Source organism: Pseudomonas sp. FSL R10-1350, from assembly GCF_009600525.1.
Lineage (GTDB): Bacteria > Pseudomonadota > Gammaproteobacteria > Pseudomonadales > Pseudomonadaceae > Aquipseudomonas > Aquipseudomonas helleri.
In genome coordinates, this window is the sequence record NZ_WIVR01000124.1 from 1 (window position 1) to 3,361 (window position 3,361).

Annotated in this window: 5 protein-coding genes; 3 read left to right on the plus strand and 2 right to left on the minus strand. The window is 60.0% G+C overall.

The genetic code is table 11. From position 1 onward, the window contains the following. Window positions 1-80: 80 nt before the first annotated feature. Both GHO25_RS25220 and GHO25_RS25225 read right to left on the minus strand, forming a co-directional pair. On the minus strand, window positions 81-419 hold the full coding sequence (locus GHO25_RS25220) for a DUF6388 family protein (RefSeq protein ID WP_048369366.1): 339 nt from the start codon (window positions 417-419) through the stop codon (window positions 81-83). Window positions 420-477: 58 nt separating this feature from the next. Further along, window positions 478-1,389 carry an AraC family transcriptional regulator gene (locus tag GHO25_RS25225; protein ID WP_153329778.1) on the minus strand — a complete coding sequence of 304 codons (912 nt, stop codon included), beginning with the start codon at window positions 1,387-1,389 and terminating at the stop codon, window positions 478-480. Window positions 1,390-1,490: 101 nt separating this feature from the next. Here GHO25_RS25225 and GHO25_RS25230 point away from each other — a divergent pair, with 101 nt between their 5' ends. From GHO25_RS25230 to GHO25_RS25240, 3 genes are all read left to right on the plus strand, one after another. Beyond that, entirely contained in the window at window positions 1,491-2,048 is a 558-nt protein-coding gene (locus GHO25_RS25230) for a carboxymuconolactone decarboxylase family protein (protein ID WP_153329776.1), read from the plus strand. 32 nt (window positions 2,049-2,080) lie between these two features. Then, on the plus strand, window positions 2,081-3,151 hold the full coding sequence (locus GHO25_RS25235; protein ID WP_048369363.1) for an acyl-CoA dehydrogenase family protein: 1,071 nt from the start codon (window positions 2,081-2,083) through the stop codon (window positions 3,149-3,151). Continuing rightward, on the plus strand, window positions 3,148-3,361 hold a 214-nt coding region (locus GHO25_RS25240; RefSeq protein ID WP_153393266.1), incomplete at its 3' end, for an ATP-binding cassette domain-containing protein. The genes GHO25_RS25235 and GHO25_RS25240, both read left to right, overlap by 4 nt.

The window sequence follows — 3,361 nt, forward strand, 5'->3', positions numbered from 1 at the left end:
CTCGCTGTCGTTGGCTTCTAATAGAATGCCACCGTGGCGCACAGACGCCTCGGCTTGGGCGAGTCCATGTAATTACACTTTTAATGCGCCTCAACCTCAAGGCCATACAACTCGCAATACTCGGCCCATTCCATGCCTGCCATTTGCGCCACTTCGCGGTGCACTTCAAGGCGCTGCGCTTCAAAGTCTTCGGGCGTTTCACTGGTCAATTGCAGGGTCAGTTCCCAGGCAAAAAAGCCCAGTTTTTCAGCCTCCGCTTCAAAGGCTTCGTTGAGGCGTTCCTGACGATATTCCTCCATGGATAGGCCCGCCGCGCGGGCTTCCAGCGGGTTTAGATTGTCGAGTTTTGTAGCCAGTTCCGGGCGTTCGCCCAGGAACCGGTCAAGGGCTTTTTGATGCCGAGGTCCAGGTTCGGTCACACAGGTCTCCACGTAATGAAGGTTGTAAATACAGCATAGACTGCGCGGGCCAAGCCGCTCAACGTCGCTCATGCTGCTTGCGATAAGCCCCCGGTTGCACGCCGATCGCTTTGGTAAATGCCCGGGTGAAGGCGGCAATCGACTGATAGCCCACCGCACCACAGACTTGCTCGACGGTGTGGCCGGTTTGTAGCAAACGGCAGGCATGGCGCATGCGCAGCGCCAGCAAGACATGCCCCGGTGATTGCCCGGCCTGCTCGCTAAACCGTTTGAAAAACGCCGAGCGTGACAGGCCAGTGCAGGCGGCCATGCTTTCCAGTGTCCAGGGCCGCTCGGGGTGTTCGATCAGTTGCTCCAGCAAGCTGGAAAACAGCGGCTGCCGCGCCAAGGCGACCAAGCCCCCGAGGCTCGGGTTGTCGCCGACTTGCTGGCGTAAGACATAGAGAAATAGCAGGTGGCTAAGGCGCTCAAGCAGGGCTGACGATGGCCCCGGTGTTCGCTGACATTCTTCCAGTATCAGTTGGAAAAGCGTGCGCGCTGCGTGGGACGAAGGGTCGTCGGCGCGCAAGAGAATCCACGCGGGCAGGGCTTCGATGATCAGCGCCGAAAGCCCCGGCTGAAAATGGAAGAAACCACAGACCAGGCCCACGCCATCTTCCGCCTGACTGTCGAGCGCTTGCATGGTCTGGCGCGGCAGTTGCGCGGCCAGGCTTGGGTCTTGGGCGCTGGACAGCCGGTACTTCAAATCTTGCAGCAGAAACAGCGCATCCCCCGCGTTGAGCTGCACGCCTGTGGTTTGCCCCTCGACATGCAGCCAGCATTGGCCCTGCACGACCATATGGAAACTGGCACGGGCCAACCCCTCGGTGCTGCTGTGCCAGCCGCCGCAATAACGGCCGACGTGAAAAAGACTGGCATCCAGCTCAAGGCTTTCTAATAACCAATCGATTAGTGGGGTGGAAGAAATCATCTAATGGAAACACTCAGGAGCAAGTAATCGCTACTTTAGAATATGGAATGAATTTTTTATAACCAACAGACTGTTTAGACACCTTACGCAGGAGTCACCACATGTCTCGCGTCACCCTTCATACCCTGGAAACCGCACCGCAAGCCGCCAAGCCATTTCTGGAAAACGCGCAAAAAAACTCAGGATTTATTCCGAACTTGCTAGGGATTCTAGCCAATGCGCCGGCGGCATTGGAAACCTATGTCACGGTTTCGGCGCTTAACGGCAAGTCTGAGCTGACCCTGCCTGAGCGCGAAGTGGTGCAGTTGATTGCTGCCACGCGTCATGGTTGCGATTTTTGTGTCGCAGGGCATACCGCTGTGGCGCAAAACAAGGCAAAGCTGCCAGACGAAGTGGTGACGGCGCTGCGCGGCCAAACCGAGCTGCCAGTTGAACGACTGGAAGCGCTGGCGGCGTTCACCCGTGAAGTGATTGCCACCCGTGGTGATGTCAGCGACGGCACTTTCGCCACCTTTAAGGCCGCCGGTTTTACCGAAGGCCAAGTGCTGGAAGTGATTCTGGGCGTGAGCCTGGCGACCTTGTGCAACTTTGCCAACGTCTTCGCGCGGACCCCGTTGAACCCTGAGCTGGCGCGGTACAGCTGGAACAAACCTGAGTAATCAGCGGGCCACGATTTTAAGGAGAAACCCACATGCTCGACCCCGTACTCAGTCATTGGCTGGAGACCGAAGCCGAGGCGCTCGACTTGGGCCACAGCGACCCGCAGACCGTTCTGTCACAGCTGGCGGCCGCCAATGTGCTGCGGGTCGGGGTTGACCCGGCGTTGGGCGGCAGCGGCGGCTCCGTCGTCGATGCGATAGAAAGCGTGGCCAGTGTCGCCAGTCATTCGCTGGCCTCGGCGTTTGTGTTTTGGGGCCAGCGCGCGTTTATCGAATATGTCCTGCAAAGCCCGAACAAGGCCCTGGGTGAGCGCTTGCTGCCCGATTTGTTGAGCGGTCAACTGGCGGGTGCTACGGGCCTGTCCAATGCCATGAAGTTTCTGTCGGGGGTCGAGGCGCTGCAAGTGCAGGCGCGGGCCGAGGCCAATGGCTGGAGCCTCAACGGCCGTTTGCACTGGGTGACCAATCTGCGCAAAAGCGGGTTTGTGGTGGCAGCAGCGATTGATCGGGAAGAGGGCGGTACGCCGTTTGTGCTGGCGATCCCTGACGCCCTGCCGGGGCTGACGCGCTCGGCGGACCTGCAACTGATGGGCTTGCAGTCGAGCAATACCGCAGCCATTGATTTGCAAGCTGTGCAGGTGGCTGAAGAGTGGCTCCTACACGACAATGCCAAAGTGTTTTTACCGGCCGTGCGCCCGGCCTTCCTGGGCTTGCAATGTGCCATGGCGATTGGTCTGGCGCGGCGTTCGCTTAACGAAGCGCAAGCGCATCTGCAAGGCCCACGCGCAGGCTTGCTCGAACTCCTGGAAGAACAACGGGCGGCCCTTGAAAGCCACGTCACAGCGCTTAAGGCCGGGCTGCTGGACGGGCGTTTTCTGACGCAACCGGCAGCGCTGTTCAAGATCCGCATCGCCCTGGCCGAGGCCACCGCGAGTGCCGTGCAATTCGAACTGCAAGCCAGCGGCGGCAAAGCTTACCTGAGTGCCTATGGCAGCGCGTTTGCGCGTCGCTGGCGCGAATCGGCCTTTGTGCCGATTGTGACCCCAAGCCTGGTACAGCTGCGGGCCGAGTTACAGCGTCAAAGCCAGGCCAGTGCGCAATGAGTGCGGTGGTGCTTGAGGCGCGCCAGATCACCCTGGGCTATGCCCGTGACACGGGTTGGCAGTCAGTGCTGGAAGGCTTTGATCTGCAATTGATGCCCGGTGAAGTGGTCTCGGTGCTGGGCCCCAGCGGGGTGGGCAAGTCCAGCCTGCTGCGGGTGCTGGCCGGTTTGCAGACGGCCCACGGCGGTAGCGTCAGCGTGCTGGGCCAGC

Excerpts from the sequence above, each read along its gene's own strand:
- GHO25_RS25225 (WP_153329778.1), bottom strand. The coding sequence starts at position 1,389 with ATGATTTCTTCCACCCCACTAATCGATTGGTTATTAGAAAGCCTTGAG.
- GHO25_RS25235 (WP_048369363.1), top strand. The coding sequence starts at position 2,081 with ATGCTCGACCCCGTACTCAGTCATTGGCTGGAGACCGAAGCCGAGGCG.
- GHO25_RS25230 (WP_153329776.1), top strand. The coding sequence starts at position 1,491 with ATGTCTCGCGTCACCCTTCATACCCTGGAAACCGCACCGCAAGCCGCC.